This is a genomic window from Chryseobacterium sp. FW101-FHT12H09, assembly GCF_058790395.1.
On record NZ_JBYTCP010000004.1, the window covers coordinates 395,100 to 408,901 of the forward strand.

Here is a 13,802-nt window from a genome sequence, read left to right on the forward strand (position 1 = left end):
AATAAAACAATTAGCGTTTTTTAAAACTCTTGGAAAGTGATAGTTCTGAAGCTTTATCGTCTTTAAATGTAAGTGTTAAAATAATTCTTTTCCCTAACCAGGTTTTTCCAACTTCATAGTTCCAGACATCCTCCTCAAAACGATTCAAACCATACCCCATTTCTTGTCCAACTTCATAACGGGTCATACCAATTAAATTAATAAATAGTTCTTTTTTCATCATAGTGTTTTGCCTTGGATCATCAAAACACAGACCACAACAGGGCATAACATACCAGTTTTTATAATAATTTTTTTAAAATTAAATTACTAAAAAACAGCTGATTAACCTTTTTATAAAAATGTTAAAAAAAAATAAATTAAAAAAGATATAAATTGTTAAAAGTGTGGATTATTGGTCATTTTGGACGATGTTTTTACCTAGACTTATTTTAACATATTTTAGAAAATAAATTTTGATAATTGTAGATTACATCAAAATAAAACGTTTAACATTTTTTGAAACTTTTAAAAAATATGATTTCCGAAGCTTTTTTTTCCTTGAATTTAATGGATAGAATAATTCTTCTTCCTATCCATGTTTTTCCAACTTCATAAGTCCAGATTTCATTAGCTGGAAAATTAAAGCCGTCTCCTATTTCTTGGGTAATTTCATTACGTGTCTTTCCAAGCAAATGCTTGAACTTTTCTCTCATCATTGTTGTGTGTTTGCCAATCATTATCAAAAAAGAGACCAAAATAAATACGACATCACCTCTCAATTCGACAATAAATACCTCATTCTTAAATAATTAATTTTTTACTTTTATTAAATATTATGGATGAATTATTTTACTCAAAATCAATTTTTTATTGAATAAAAAGTAAGGCTGAAAAATTTCGATGGGGAACTAAGTAATTTTCAGCCTTAAACATTTGTACTTTTAGAAAAGTTTATCTAAGTGATTTGCTTTTCTATTAATATACCATCCCTCTAAAATGACATTGTTTTAATAGCAGAAGCAATAATACAAAAGTATAATGATAAGGCTATAGAAGAAAATTATTTCTATAGAATAAAAATCACAACAGGTAGAAATAGTTCTACATAAAGGATAGTTTTTATTTGAAATTTGCTAGTTCATTGGTAGTGATTCAACAAGAATTTTTCAAAAAAATAACATCTTTTAAATTATTTAAGTATTTTGGTTAACTTTTTGAAGTCTAAAAATTAAAGTAATATATAATTATCTGTTAGAAAAAATTATTAATAACTAAAAACTATTGCCAAATTATGATTTTTGAAGACGAATCACATTCAGTATTGCAGGACAAGCATAATTTATCGTTTGTAAAAAATATTATTAATTTTCACGGAGATAAATCATTAATATTAAATTCTTTACAAAAGATAAAGAATTGTACATTATGTGAATTAAAGAAAAAAATAATTGATAAGTATATTAAAGATTACACGCAGCATTTAAATCAATACATAGAAAATGAAGACCTCAATGCAGTACCTGAAACTTATAAACTGTCTCCTGCCTATGCGAGACAATCTTACAATAAAGTTTTAAAAGAAAATGAATATCTACAAAGACTTTTATCAATCATCAATATGGATTGATTAATGGGTGTATTTTATTCTTTCTTCCTCCAGATCTATTCTCATTAAATGTTTTCTGATGACATCTTCATCATACTTATCACCATGATTCTGATCAACAAGCCACATCCTTTGCTGATTTAGGATATCCAAATATGCAAGTTTAACTTCCGGAGAAACTTTGATCTGAGCATCATCACCAATCTTCCCTTGCCATTTATCATGGATATTCTGTAAGAAAGGACTTATAGCAAGCATCTCACCGTAATTTTTAGTAATGTGTTCTAAAGTATATTGAGCCATATTCCTTTTGATCAATTCATCAGCTTCTTCATCGGGTAGGTGATCATTAAAAGATGGCATATTCACTTTTTTAATTATATAAGGCAAAGTAAGTCCCTGGAGTAACAGGGTCGTTAATATAACAATGAAGGTAATAAATAAGATCAGGTTTCTTTGTGGAAAATCTGGCCCACCCGGATATAAATGAATTGGAATCGAAAGTGCTGCAGCTAAAGATACTACCCCACGCATTCCGGTCCATCCCAAAATAATTGGAGCTTTAAAACCGGGACTGGCATCAGCTACCGTGATATAATTACGGGCAATTAAAGTGATGATTACAGCTCCATAAGCAGACAAAATTCTCACAAAGATCAAAACCCCGGTAATTAATAATCCATATCCAATTGCAGCAGAAAGACTTACCCCCTCTAATCCTGAAGTAATTTCAGGTAGATCTAATCCTATCAACATAAACACCAAACCGTTCAGTACAAAAGCAAAGCTTTCCCATACATTAATTCCCCGTAACCGTGATGAGGCGCTTAAAATACGATGTCTATGGTTAGATAAAAGTAAACCACCACTTACTACAGCTAAAACTCCGGAGCTGTGTACTTCCTCAGCACCGATATACATGATATACGGAGCAACAATCGTAAGGATAGTATCCATATTGGCATCTGTAGGAAGATACTTATGACCTTTCATAAAAACCCATCCTATCAGTAAACCAATTCCCACTCCACCAATAACCATCCAGGAAAAACTTAATGCTGCTTCATGCCAAATAAACTGTCCGGTAGCGACAGCAATCATTGCAAACCGAAGAATTATAAGTGATGATGCATCATTCAAAAGACTTTCACCTTCTAAAATAGATGACATCCTTTTAGGAACTTTCACAAATTTCAGAATAGCACCTGCACTTACAGCATCCGGAGGAGAGACAATTCCTCCTAATAAAAAACCAAGAGCCAAAGAAAATCCGGGTATAAAGTAATTAGCAACAAAAGCGACGGTAATTGCTGTAAGAAAGACAACAATAAAAGCAAAACTTCCAATAACCCGTCGCCATTTCCATAATTCTTTCCATGAAATGGACCATGCTGCTTCATATAATAAAGGAGGAAGAAATATAATAAAAATCAGTTCAGGATCAATCTTTATAGCCGGAATGCCAGGAATAAAACTAATTAATAATCCAGCAATCACTAAAAGTACCGGATAGGCAACTTTTATTTTGTTAGCCAACATAATCAGCAATATAATGGCTACAATTAGTGATAAGTAAAATGGGAAATTTTCTATCATTTGTGTTATGTTTTCAGTATTGCAATGATAATGATTTGCAGACTTTTAATCCAAAAAAATCTTTACATTTTGCAAAATTACTACGAATTTACACAATAGATTAATTTTAATCTTCTAATCGATTTTAAAGTGAATATTTTAAAGGAATAAAAGAGAATTAATGTGATCTCCTTTCCAAGTATACAAGTAATTAACTGGATCTGGAAGGTAATACACATCATCTACTAAAAATTTATATTGATGAATTCCTTCCGGTATATCAACTTCGCAATACCAGTATCCATTTTTCTTTTCCATCTTTACAGGACTTTTAAGCCAGTCTGTAAAATCGCCGATAAGCTTTACATTTTGTGCTCCACTCCATTCATTGATTTTAAATATCACCTTTTGATCTTGTCTTTTATAAAACAGATTGGCAAGATAATCATCCTTATGATGTTTAAGAACTGTATCAAAGTATGAATTACTGATGGAAAAATCATGTCTGGACTTATATGCAATTCCTAACCAGTTGCTGATGTCAACACTTTTTTTCTCATATTTCTGTAGATTAGAAAAAAACTGAATAGCATCATCTGTTTTGTTTTCTTTCAATAAATTGACACCAAACTGTACTGCCTCATTATTTTTGAAATTATAAGCTTTGTATGCGCTTTTTCTCAGTTCATTATATTCATTAATAGCGCCTGTGATTCCTTTTTGTTCGTACTGATCCTTCAATATTTTGGATAGCCCAAGAGGGAAATAAGCTGTTATATCTTTAGAATGTTTTCCTTTTTTAAGTTCTTCAGTAAGATTAATGATCCTGGGGGTTTTAAAATCATTTTTATAATAAAGGATCATTTCCCTGTTTTTTAAGTTAACAACCATTGAATAATTGGTGACCACATCGCCAGGCCACTTTTGAGAAGATTCTTTAAGAATGTCGGAAATATTATTTTTATTGTAGTGTTTGAAAGTATCTAATTTCGAGTACGCTGTTTCTCTTCTCCAGCAAGCTTCTTTATGTCCGTTAGCGATACAGTAATTTGTTAATGTAAAATTTCGGTCTGTCTTTTTAATCACGTAATTACCATGAACGGTAGCATAGTTTCCAGTAGCATCACCAATAAAAAGCTGAGCTCCGGAAAGTTTGACAAGATTAAACTGATTGATAAACATTAATGCTTCTTTAACAGTCTTACAGGTTTTCAAAATATCGTTGACTACCTCCTGCTCTCGTGTCTTTTTTGAGGGATCAGCAATAACAGGAATATTATCAATTGCTGTATAATCAAGGAAGAGTCCATACTCATTAAGTCCTCCCTGCGGATATTGCCACATCACAGGATCATATCCTTCATGTTTTTCGGACCAAAGCATATATCCAAATGAATTATTTTCTTCAGGGAAATACCAAAACCTATAATTCATATCGGGGCTTTCGTCTTCATTGTTTCCTATCCATACCTGTTTTCCATCATTAGCCATAAAAATGGTACAGGCCTTCAAAAACGAAACACTGAAAAAAAATAAAGAAAATATAACATAAATTCGGGTTCTGATGGTATTCATGTTTACTATCTGTACATGTTAATTTACATCTTTTATTTTTCACTTTTGCCCATTCTCTCCCTCTATTGAAGATAGAACAGCGTATTCTTCCAGCACTCCTCCCTTACTATAAGATTCTTTTTTTACAATACCGTATCCAGGCGTAAACCATTCTATTATTTTCTTATTTAAAGGTATTGAAATCCCTGCTATATTGTATTTTACATTTAAATTATATTGTATTTTTTCCGTCTTATAATCTCCGGTGGAAGTTTTAATGATCTCCTGCCCGATCACTTTTCTATCAATAATGCTATAGAAAATCTCGATTTTTCTCTCACTAACACTTATTTCAAATGATTTGTTAATATCTTCACCAAGTTTCTGCCCGATTTTCATATCTGAAGGATAGGATAGATAAGTTTCAATACCAGGCAGGGTAGAAATAGGAACATTAATTTTAAGATTGTTTCTGATGCATAAAGTACGATTTGGCAATTCTTCTTTTACATTACCCTCAGGATTATAATTGACAATCGAATTATCAGATAAGGCAATACCTTTTCCTAAGCTTACATTTTTTATAATCTCTATATTCTTTCCTAAGATATTTCCTTTAGAATCATATTGTATAAATGTGACTACTCCATCTTTTCTGAAATAATAAAAATCAGAACAATTTTGTGCAGAAAAGCAGGTATTTCCCAGCATAATAAATAAAATATAACCTCCGAAAATTTTCATGACATCGTTTTGGTTCTTGAACAAAAATATCAATTGACATCAAAACTGAGAGCTCATTTTATACTTAGGCCGCTATTTTTTATACAAAACCGAGAGGTATTATTTATTGATGAAATTATTTATAAATTCATTTCGATAGGTAGTTCCTAAAGGCAGTTCAATTCCATTAAGATGAACATTATGTGAAGAGACAGAAGTTACATGGTGATAATTGACAATATATGATTTGCTGATCCTTTTAAAAAACTGTGGCGGAAGATGAGAAAGTATTGTTTTAAGATTCATTGCAGTTATAATTTTATTATCCTTACTGTTGATGACAGAATAATCCTTCATCCCTTCAATAAAGAGAATATCTTTATGTAGTATTTTGTAAATTCTGCGGTCAGCTCTTATAATAATACTGTTTTCTTCAATAGATTCAAAGCTGCTTTTTTCATAATCTTCGGAAAGAAAATAACTAAATTCAATTGCCTTAGCCACCGCTTTTAAAAATCGATCTTCTTTAATAGGCTTCAAGAGATAATCTACAGCATCAATTTCATAGCTTTCTAAAGCATATTGGGCATGAGCTGTGGTAAAGATAACCAGTGTTTTTTTTGGAATACTCTTCGCAAAATCAATTCCATTTGTTCCAGGCATTTCGATATCCAGAAAAACCAGGTCAACTAAATTATTTTCCATGTATAATTTAGCTTCATTAGAATTCTTAAAATGTCCTTTCACAATGAGATCGGGAACCTTAGCAATTAAATTCAGTATTCCCTGTCTTGCGATAGGTTCGTCATCTACAATAATACAGTTCATAATGTTAAGTTTAATTCCACTTTAAAGACATTATCTTTGTTCTCTATCTTAAGATCATGCTTCTGGGGAAAAAGCAATTGTAGTCTTTTTTTGATATTCGTAAGTCCAATACCTTCATTCTTTTGTTTTTGATTAGTATCTGAATTTGTGGAATTGATACATACAAACTTCAAATTATTATTTTCAAGATGGAAATTTACCTTTACAAGAGGGTTTTCATTATCGATATGCTTTACAGAATTTTCTACAAAAGGAATAAAAAGCAAAGGTGGAAGAAAGATATCTTTTTGTGATCCCGTAAATGAAATATCATATTTGAAATTATCCTTCCTCAATGATTCTACAAAAAGAAAATTCTTTATAAAAGTAACGTCAGCACTTAGTAAAATAGAATCTTCAACCCCATCGTAAATCTGATATCTTAATAAGTCAGATAAATTGATAATGAGCTTGGAGGCGAGTTTGGGATTAGTATCTGTGAGAATATTAATATTGTTCAGGGTATTGAATAAAAAATGCGGTGAAATCTGATTTTTAAGTATCGAAAGTTCATTTTGAAAATTAAGCTTCTGGATCTGATTTAGTTTTTCAAGGTGTATGATCAGATATTGAAAAACTTTTATGGCCGTTGTAAAAGAAATTAAAATGATAAAAGTGGTTAAGAAATAGATCAGTCCTGATAACCAATTTTGGCCTAAAGTTGAATCTTTTGAAACCCTGTAGTCAGAGAGTAAAATCTCTGCAGAGCAAATGATTAAAAATGTTATCACACCTATCATAAGTACAGCAAGGACATATTGATATACTTTCCCCTTTAATAAAAGCTTCGGAACAAGGAAATAAATATTAAAGTAGAAAACAAGCATAATGTAAATAAAATCAACAATACCTGCGTAGAAATTAACTTCAGCCGTATATCCACGGTCTTGCGGATTGATAACATACAGTAAAAGAAAAATAGTAAATAGAAGCGCATGTCTTAAAATACGGTATTTCTTCGATAACAAAAATAACCGCCACAACTTTTGTTTTCCAAGATCACCACCAGTTTCTATCAGGGTTTCCTCCATTTGTATAATTAATAAACTCAAAACTACGAAAATTCCGAATCTTTACAGTTGATCGGTTTCAACGATCAATATTATCGAAAATAAACGTTTTATAGATTAAAAAATTATCAGGAAATTTGTATAACCCTTTACAGACATTAATCAAAAGGATATTAGACTTATGAACCTACCTGAAAAAGCACATAAAAAAGACAAACGTTTTCAATATATCAAATTATGTATTTTTCTATCCGGATTATCTGTATTTGCTCAACTCTACCTTTTTCAACCTCTTCTTCCTCTTGTAGCAGATCATTTTCATACTACTGTTGGAGATAGCTCTTTACTTGTCTCATCATCTACAATAGGAATGGCTGCCGGTCTTTTTTTCTTTGCCTTTAATGCAGATCGCTATTCAAGAAAGGGGCTTATGGCATTTTCACTGCTATGTTCTGCCTTACTGACCATTATTTCGGCATGGATTCCCAGTCTGAGTCTGTTGATTGCAATTGGTATTTTAAAAGGTTTTGTTATTTCGGGTGTTTCTGCGGTAGCCCTTGCCTATCTTACAGAGGAAGTTCATGCTTCTGTTGTGGCTCTTGCTATCAGTATGTACCTGAGTGGAAATACGATTGGCGGCATGAGTGGAAGAATATTCGCCACACTTCTTGCCGGAGAGCTGGGCTGGCAGAATGCTGTACTTATCATCGGGATTGAAAGCCTTATTCTGGGATTAATATTCTGGAAATTATTTCCGGGATCAAAATTCTTTAACCCACAAAAGGTTGACTACCATTTGAAAATAAAACAGATGAAGAAATTCCTTACAGATCCTTATATGCGTCGATTGTATTTTGTTGCAGCTCTTCTGATGGGAGCTTTTGTAAGTGTATACAACTATCTCACATTTCGTTTAGAGGCAGCTCCTTTTTCTCTTAATCATTTTTATATTGCATTTATCTTTCTGATGTATACTTTTGGCGTTTTTGGAACGATGATCACCAGTCGCTTATCAAAAAGGATGGAACAGAAAAGTATATTAAAAGCGTCAATTCTATTTATGGTTGCGGGAATTTTATTATTACTTTCTGAAAATATATATATCGTAATTTTTGGACTGGGATTATTTACATTGTCATTTTTCGCTGCCCATACTATGGCCAGTCAGATGACGGCACTTCGTGCCAAGGATGGAAAATCTTCTGCTACTTCAATGTACTGGCTTTTTTATTATTTTGGGTCTAGTATCTTAGGAAGTGGTACAGGCTACCTACTCCATGCTACTTCTTGGAGTTATTTTATTATATTTCTTATCATTGCAATACTTGCGGCATATTCATTAACATCACTGAAATTTAGCATAATCAACAAAATTCAACCCTAAAAACGATTTATTTTAAGCTATATTTAATAATCCATAAAAATTAACCCTATATATTAACAAATATTTAAATAAAATATATTCTGTAAGGCATAGTATTTGCAACTGTATTCACTACCACATCATTTTTAATAACCTCCTTAACACTAAATATTATGAACGTTGCAGACCTTAAGATTAGAAATTTAGTAGAGTACAAAAATCAAATTTTCACTATCACAGAGATATTTCAAAATAATACGAAAGATTATTTTGTAAAAATTGAAAATGATATTCATAGTATTTCTGCTCCGGCAGATGCCATCAACCCTATCCAGATCACTGAAGAGTGGTTGGAGCAATTTGGATTTTCAAGAACATACAGTTCGGAACAACGGATTCGTTACGAACGACCGGAAGAGTTTATCAAGTATGATATTGACTTGAGTCCGAAGAAGATTGTTGAGGGACTAAAAATTTATGGTAATTCTATCCGATGTAAATATATCCACGAGTTTCAAAATATATTCTCATGTTTATTTGGAAAAGAAGCCTTCACACGAATTCAGATTCATCAATAAATTGGATTACAAGGACAACTATAATAAACCCACAACTTTAAAAAGTTGTGGGTTTATTAATTTTTTAAATTTAAAATCTTTTTATTTTCTTAAAGATTTAAATGCTGCGCGAAGTTCCCTGGCATAGATCTGAGGCTCTTCCCATGAAGCAAAATGTCCACCTTTTGTGACTTCATTAAAATAAGTAAGGGTTGGATAAGCTTTTTCTGCCCAAGTCTTTGGCGCCTGATAGATCTCCCCAGGAAATACTGTAATGGCAACTGGTACTTTTATTTCTCTTGTTTTCTGTTCTACCACGTTGAAATTGTTATTATTATTTTCCCAATACAGCTGTGCAGAGGAAACGGCAGTATCTGTAAACCAATATAAACTGATATCATCTAACATTTCGTCTTTTGTAAGTGACTTTTCAGCATTCCCACCGCTATAAGTCCATTCATTAAACTTATCAAGGAAGAAAGAAGCAAGCCCAACCGGTGAATCTGTAAGTCCATATCCCAGCGTCTGAGGACGGGTAACCATCATTCCTGCATAACCACCACCACGGGTATATAATTTATTCAATGAAATGAAAGCTGCTTTTTCTTTATCGGATAAGCCTTCCGGAGCAGGATCACCTGCTTTTAAAACATCTGCGATTTCCGCCGGTACTGTTGCGGGCATATTTACATGAATTCCTAAAAGGCCATCCGGAGCCTGACGTCCCATAGCATCAGCAATTACAGCACCCCAGTCACCTCCTTGTGATACATAATGATGATACCCCAAACGTTTCATCAATACATCCCAGCTTTTTCCTATTTTTTCCACACCCCACCCTGTTCCTTTTGGCTTTTCAGAAAAACCATAACCCGGCATGGATGGTATAACAACATCAAAGGCATCTTCAGCTTTTCCACCGTATTTCGTTGGATCTGTAAGAGGATCGATTGCTTTTAAAACTTCAAATACCGATCCCGGCCATCCATGAGTAATGATCAAAGGCATCGCATTTTTATGTTTTGAACGGACATGGATAAAATGAATATCCAAACCATCTATTTTAGTAACAAATTGCGGCAATGAATTCAGTTTGTTTTCAGCTTTATGCCAATCGTAGGTGCTTCCCCAATACTGTACCAGGTCTTGAATTTGCTGTAGCTTTACACCTTGTGACTGATCCGCAACGGTTTCCTTTTCCGGCCATCTTGTGGCATTGATCCGCTGACGGAGTTCTTTAATAGCGGCCTCAGGAATACTAACATGATAAGGGCGAATGGCATCAGCATCTTTTGTTGTATTCTGCGCAAAGCCGGTTACTGATAATAATAAAAATACACCTGTTGTAAGTGTTGTTTTTAGGTTGTTTCTTTTTGTTTCCATTGTTTTGATTTTAAATAAGTTGATTTAGAATTATTTCTTCGGCAAATGTATTTTGCTTACGAGCACTAATCAATCACCTCTTACTTCAATCAGACTAAATAGACATTGAACCGGTCATTTCAAAACTTAAAATCTACAGAGCTCTTTTTAATGATTATGATGAAGAATATCTATCTTGTTTAGCATTACCATTATTAGAAATAATTGTCTGAAATTATCTTTTAAAACATTGCCGTTTCCAATTGTCTGTTTCACCTTTTAAAATGACGACCTCATCTTATTTTCATTGGTTTTCATTTAGGATTAAGGCTTCCTTTGCAAAGCATTTTAAATGTATTATTAACTAAAATTTACAGTAATGAACAACGATCAAAAAACGGCAGGAATAGAAAAAGTATTATACACTGCAAAAACACACACTACAGGAGGGAGACAGGGAAATTCCAAAAGTGATGACGGAAATTTAGATCTCCTACTATCTCCTCCGGGATCAAGCATTCCAGGAACCAATCCAGAACAGCTTTTTGCCGCAGGCTGGTCAGCATGCTACATTGGGGCACTAGGATTAGCTGCTAAAAAATTAGGCACAGCCATTCCTTCTGATACTCACGTTGATGCGGAGGTTGATCTGGGAATGAATGGTGGAGATTTTCTTTTACAGGCTCGCCTCACTGTTAGTCTACCAGGTTTAGATAGAAATATTGCAGAGCAATTAACAGATCTTGCGCATCAGACCTGTCCTTATTCCAAGGCAATCTATGGGAATATTAATGTAACGACCACTATTATTTAGTCCAAAAAAAAATCCACAACTTCAATGCTGTGGATTTTTCTTTTCCTTGAATTTCTATTAATTTACCTTTTTAGTTTTCAGGTGAAGTCCATCTGATATCATCTCGAGCTCGTAAACTCCTGTATCTTTATTCAAAGTAAATATCAGTCCATCATTTGAAGCCGGATCAAAGAAGAAAGTGGTTTCAGAATCAGGAACCCCTTCAGTTACCTCACCATTTTTATCTGTAATGTATAATTTTCCGTCTTTTACATTAATGATCAGATATTGAGTTTGGTCGACCTCTAAGATATATTTACCCTCATATCTTTTCATTATTGCTTCTGAAAGGTTGATCTTTACTCTTTTTATTGCAGTGGGAACCTGATATGGCTTTCCATCAAATATCTTCACAATATCTTCTGTAACCTGCTGAATTGGAATTCCGGTGTAGTTACTGACAAAAAGAAAGTCGAAGCCCGTTTTCCTATTTTTATAAAAATAAGCTCTATATCCTGGCCGGCCTCCTGCTTGAGCCAATACTTCATTTTCATCAAATAGTTCTTTAATAAGAGCCTTCTGAAGATGTTTCCCGTTAAAACCTTTTTTAGAAAAAAGGTACAGATCATTAATTGTTGAAACGTAATTACCTGTTTCAAACCGATCAAGATCTTTTGCTGAAGCCATTACTATTTTACCATCTTCATTATCAAATCCCCGTACAAATTTTTTGGAAAGCTTTTTACTATTGTATTCATTTGTACTCTTTAGACCAATAGGATCAAATATTTCCTTTTTTATAAATGCCAGATATCCGTTAGGTGCCGTTTTACCAATAATATAATGGAGGATTAAAAAACCAATATTTGAATATAGTGTTTTAGTTCCCGGTTCAAATAAAAGTTTTTCTTTTTTCGCCAGTTCAATGATTTGTTCACCGGTTAGTTTATCAAATTTTTCATAATCCTTAATTTCTCTAGGCAGTCCTGACTGATGGTGTATTAAATGATTTATGGTGATTTTATTTCCTTCGGGGAAATCGGGAATAAACTTAGACAGTGGATCATCTAAAGATACTTTCTTTTCTTCAACAAGCTTCAGTATTCCATATTTTACAAATACTTTAGATACAGATGCTATAATAAATCTACTATTCTTCTTCACCTTTAAACCTTTTGGTCCACCGGATAAGTTGTAGGTTTTTTTAAGAATAATGTCTCCATCCTTTGCAATGATCACATTTCCATTAAACTGTTTTAAGCTTGTTAATGCTGAAAAATACTCATTTGTTTTCTGTTTTATTTCATATTTTGTCTTATCGACAGAAAGCTGCTGCTCCTGGCCGAAGCCAAACAAATACAAAAATGTAAAAAGCATCAATGCAAGTTGATATTTCATAATTATTTGTTTTATATAAATTTCATTTTTTTAATTAATGACCTCCAGATCCCGAAGAACATTTTTAGTAATTTCTTTACGGCATTTTCCAAAATCAGGGTTATTAAATTTTCTATCCTGCAAAAGACGAGTTGCAAAAAAATAAACTCCCTTTGGATTTTCTACGAAGCCTACCCACCAACCGGTATTTATTCCTTTATCTCTGGTCCATCCTGTTTTTGAACGAATGATGTAGTTGTCTTTTTTTTCTGTGATCATTACTTTTTTTACAATCTGTATATTCCTTTCTGAGAAAGGAAGCTGTTCATCATAGAGCTTCTTTAAAAACTCTACCTGATTAACGGTTGAAATTTCAAATGCTCCAAAATTCCAGAAATCAGCATCCTTTTGTGACAGATCTCCATTCCCATAATGGCTGAGTGCCAGGTATTTTTTATATTTCTCCTTACCTATTTTCTTTGCCAATTCTACAAATACCCAGCCTGCTGATACTTCAAAAGCTTCTTTTACACTCATATCATGATAGATATCCGGCCTGTAACCATACTTTAGTGTATCGGTTTTTCCAATCCATTTCACTACTTGGTTCTCATCTTTAATCGTTTTGGTTTCCAGAGCAATCAACAAATTGATGATTTTAAATGTGGAAGCCGGCAATGTTTCTTTACGGACACTCATTGTATCAGAAGCAAACCACTTCTTTTTCTGGTTATCAAAAATTACAATAGATCCACCAATACCACAGTCTTTAAAATAATTTTTCGTCAGAATAATTTTATCATTATTCTTCCACAAATCAGCATCATCAGCTGTTATGATATTTTTTTGATTTTGTCCAACGCAGGTTAAACTTAAAAACAAACTCAGTACTACGAAAATTTTATTCATATTTGAAAAGTATCGATAAAAATTCGAAGTTATACAAATAGGACAAAATCTTTTTTATCAGCCCATCTTGTATGATCAAATATATATACTCAAAAATAAGTCCTGCTTACTTTTTATACATATA

13 protein-coding genes and 1 pseudogene are annotated in these 13,802 nt (G+C 32.8%); 4 read left to right on the forward strand and 10 right to left on the reverse strand.

The annotated features are described in order from the left end of the window. Window positions 1-10: 10 nt before the first annotated feature. The gene (locus tag AC3WRL_RS17480) at window positions 11-268 is read right to left on the reverse strand and encodes a hypothetical protein (protein ID WP_214825665.1); all 258 of its coding nucleotides are present in this window, start codon (window positions 266-268) and stop codon (window positions 11-13) included. A 220-nt stretch (window positions 269-488) separates the two neighbouring features. Further along, entirely contained in the window at window positions 489-698 is a 210-nt protein-coding gene (locus AC3WRL_RS17485; protein ID WP_251040464.1) for a hypothetical protein, read from the reverse strand. Window positions 699-1,273: 575 nt separating this feature from the next. Between AC3WRL_RS17485 and AC3WRL_RS17490 the strand changes: the two genes are divergently transcribed. After that, window positions 1,274-1,609 carry a hypothetical protein gene (locus tag AC3WRL_RS17490; protein ID WP_214825668.1) on the forward strand — a complete coding sequence of 112 codons (336 nt, stop codon included), beginning with the start codon at window positions 1,274-1,276 and terminating at the stop codon, window positions 1,607-1,609. Here AC3WRL_RS17490 and AC3WRL_RS17495 read toward each other — a convergent pair whose 3' ends face one another. From AC3WRL_RS17495 to AC3WRL_RS17515, 5 genes are all read right to left on the reverse strand, one after another. Next, complete coding sequence (locus tag AC3WRL_RS17495) at window positions 1,610-3,184, reverse strand: Na+/H+ antiporter (RefSeq protein ID WP_214825670.1); 1,575 nt, start codon at window positions 3,182-3,184, stop codon at window positions 1,610-1,612. 138 nt (window positions 3,185-3,322) lie between these two features. Continuing rightward, window positions 3,323-4,738 (reverse strand): carcinine hydrolase/isopenicillin-N N-acyltransferase family protein, encoded by a 1,416-nt coding sequence (locus tag AC3WRL_RS17500; protein ID WP_492330848.1) that lies wholly within the window; start codon window positions 4,736-4,738, stop codon window positions 3,323-3,325. A 39-nt stretch (window positions 4,739-4,777) separates the two neighbouring features. Next, a complete protein-coding gene (locus AC3WRL_RS17505; protein WP_492330849.1) occupies window positions 4,778-5,461 on the reverse strand; it encodes a TapB family protein in 684 nt (227 codons plus the stop codon). Between the two features lie 99 nt (window positions 5,462-5,560). Next, window positions 5,561-6,268: a LytR/AlgR family response regulator transcription factor gene (locus AC3WRL_RS17510; protein WP_492330850.1), complete on the reverse strand. Its 708-nt coding sequence runs from the start codon at window positions 6,266-6,268 to the stop codon at window positions 5,561-5,563. Continuing rightward, entirely contained in the window at window positions 6,265-7,338 is a 1,074-nt protein-coding gene (locus tag AC3WRL_RS17515) for a sensor histidine kinase (protein ID WP_214825678.1), read from the reverse strand. Before AC3WRL_RS17515 ends, AC3WRL_RS17510 begins: the two co-directional genes overlap by 4 nt. Window positions 7,339-7,498: 160 nt before the next feature. On the opposite strand from AC3WRL_RS17515, the gene AC3WRL_RS17520 reads away from it, so the two are divergent. Together AC3WRL_RS17520 and AC3WRL_RS17525 are read left to right on the forward strand one after the other, a co-directional pair. Continuing rightward, the gene (locus tag AC3WRL_RS17520; protein WP_214825679.1) at window positions 7,499-8,701 is read left to right on the forward strand and encodes an MFS transporter; all 1,203 of its coding nucleotides are present in this window, start codon (window positions 7,499-7,501) and stop codon (window positions 8,699-8,701) included. A 152-nt stretch (window positions 8,702-8,853) separates the two neighbouring features. Then, window positions 8,854-9,258, forward strand: a complete 405-nt coding sequence (locus AC3WRL_RS17525) for a hypothetical protein (RefSeq protein WP_214825680.1) — start codon at window positions 8,854-8,856, stop codon at window positions 9,256-9,258. Window positions 9,259-9,339: 81 nt separating this feature from the next. On the opposite strand, the gene AC3WRL_RS17530 is transcribed toward AC3WRL_RS17525, so the two are convergent. Beyond that, on the reverse strand, window positions 9,340-10,620 hold the full coding sequence (locus AC3WRL_RS17530) for an epoxide hydrolase family protein (RefSeq protein ID WP_492330851.1): 1,281 nt from the start codon (window positions 10,618-10,620) through the stop codon (window positions 9,340-9,342). 358 nt (window positions 10,621-10,978) lie between these two features. Between AC3WRL_RS17530 and AC3WRL_RS17535 the strand changes: the two genes are divergently transcribed. Beyond that, a complete protein-coding gene (locus AC3WRL_RS17535; RefSeq protein ID WP_214825681.1) occupies window positions 10,979-11,413 on the forward strand; it encodes an organic hydroperoxide resistance protein in 435 nt (144 codons plus the stop codon). A gap of 57 nt (window positions 11,414-11,470) precedes the next feature. Here the strand turns inward: AC3WRL_RS17535 and AC3WRL_RS17540 are convergent, their stop codons facing one another. Continuing rightward, window positions 11,471-12,790: a serine hydrolase domain-containing protein gene (locus AC3WRL_RS17540; RefSeq protein ID WP_492330852.1), complete on the reverse strand. Its 1,320-nt coding sequence runs from the start codon at window positions 12,788-12,790 to the stop codon at window positions 11,471-11,473. A gap of 30 nt (window positions 12,791-12,820) precedes the next feature. Continuing rightward, a pseudogene (locus tag AC3WRL_RS17545) lies at window positions 12,821-13,552 on the reverse strand (penicillin-binding transpeptidase domain-containing protein); the annotation flags it as partial. Window positions 13,553-13,802: the final 250 nt, after the last annotated feature.

Bases quoted from the DNA above. Each gene is read 5' to 3' on its own strand.
- AC3WRL_RS17480 (WP_214825665.1), bottom strand. From the start codon at position 268: ATGCCCTGTTGTGGTCTGTGTTTTGATGATCCAAGGCAAAACACTATG.
- AC3WRL_RS17485 (WP_251040464.1), bottom strand. From the start codon at position 698: ATGATGAGAGAAAAGTTCAAGCATTTGCTTGGAAAGACACGTAATGAA.
- AC3WRL_RS17490 (WP_214825668.1), top strand. From the start codon at position 1,274: ATGATTTTTGAAGACGAATCACATTCAGTATTGCAGGACAAGCATAAT.
- AC3WRL_RS17495 (WP_214825670.1), bottom strand. From the start codon at position 3,184: ATGATAGAAAATTTCCCATTTTACTTATCACTAATTGTAGCCATTATA.
- AC3WRL_RS17500 (WP_492330848.1), bottom strand. From the start codon at position 4,738: ATGAATACCATCAGAACCCGAATTTATGTTATATTTTCTTTATTTTTT.
- AC3WRL_RS17505 (WP_492330849.1), bottom strand. From the start codon at position 5,461: ATGAAAATTTTCGGAGGTTATATTTTATTTATTATGCTGGGAAATACC.
- AC3WRL_RS17510 (WP_492330850.1), bottom strand. From the start codon at position 6,268: ATGAACTGTATTATTGTAGATGACGAACCTATCGCAAGACAGGGAATA.
- AC3WRL_RS17515 (WP_214825678.1), bottom strand. From the start codon at position 7,338: ATGGAGGAAACCCTGATAGAAACTGGTGGTGATCTTGGAAAACAAAAG.
- AC3WRL_RS17520 (WP_214825679.1), top strand. From the start codon at position 7,499: ATGAACCTACCTGAAAAAGCACATAAAAAAGACAAACGTTTTCAATAT.
- AC3WRL_RS17525 (WP_214825680.1), top strand. From the start codon at position 8,854: ATGAACGTTGCAGACCTTAAGATTAGAAATTTAGTAGAGTACAAAAAT.
- AC3WRL_RS17530 (WP_492330851.1), bottom strand. From the start codon at position 10,620: ATGGAAACAAAAAGAAACAACCTAAAAACAACACTTACAACAGGTGTA.
- AC3WRL_RS17535 (WP_214825681.1), top strand. From the start codon at position 10,979: ATGAACAACGATCAAAAAACGGCAGGAATAGAAAAAGTATTATACACT.
- AC3WRL_RS17540 (WP_492330852.1), bottom strand. From the start codon at position 12,790: ATGAAATATCAACTTGCATTGATGCTTTTTACATTTTTGTATTTGTTT.